This window comes from Pseudomonas sp. RA_35y_Pfl2_P32, from assembly GCF_963970735.1.
In the GTDB taxonomy this organism is placed as follows: domain Bacteria; phylum Pseudomonadota; class Gammaproteobacteria; order Pseudomonadales; family Pseudomonadaceae; genus Aquipseudomonas.
In genome coordinates this window covers 1-761 of the sequence record NZ_CAXAQF010000083.1, presented here as the reverse complement: position 1 = coordinate 761, position 761 = coordinate 1, and the positions used below count along the sequence as shown (strand labels likewise).

At 59.0% G+C, this 761-nt stretch carries 1 protein-coding gene; it reads right to left on the bottom strand.

Translation table 11 applies throughout. From position 1 onward, the window contains the following. Positions 1-724 (bottom strand): isopenicillin N synthase family dioxygenase (locus AACY45_RS27175; protein WP_339548514.1); only part of this gene is annotated, 724 nt, incomplete at its 3' end. Positions 725-761: the final 37 nt, after the last annotated feature.

Here is a 761-nt window from a genome sequence, read left to right as displayed (position 1 = left end):
CGAGCAGGGTAGGCGCGCAGCTCACCTCATAGAAGTAGCCCGGGTCGAAGAACGTCGGCACCGAGAAGCGGTCTACGCCGCTCTGGTTGTTGAGCACGCGGTGCATGTTCGCATGATAGAGGCCATTACTCAGAATCCGCACCATTTCGCCAAGATTGATGATGAAGGCGCCTGGGATCGGCGGGGCCGAAATCCATTCGCCCGCCGCATTTTCCACCTCGAGACCACCGATGTTATCCTGGAGAAGGATCGTGATCATACCCCAATCGGTATGGGCGCCGGCGCCGATCTGGTTGAACGCGGCGTCTGCGGGCTGCGGCGCGTAGCGTAGCAGGCGGGAATTAAAGAGCGGCTCCTCCAGTCCCTTGGCGAAATAGTCCTCTGGCAGATCGAGCGACAGAGCAAGCAGGCCCATGAGATGGCGACCGACGCGGAACATTTCCTCGACATAGGCCTCGTATTGTTCACGGAAGCCAGCCGGCTGCGAGGGCCATTGGTTCGCACCGCAATTGGGCACACCATCCCGGACGTATGGGTGATCCTCGTCAAGGTCGCAACCGATCAGAAAACCTTCCTTCAAGTCCGGTGGCGACCCGTCGTCCAGGGTTTGGATACCCTGCGTCTCGTAGCCGCGCGTGCAGGACGACTTGCGCGCATCCACCTTCATCTTCTCTTCCGCCGGAAGCTTGAAGAAGGTACGGGCAAGCTCAAGCTGATCGTCCATTAGTTGCTGCGAAACCCCATGGTTCTTGATATAGAAG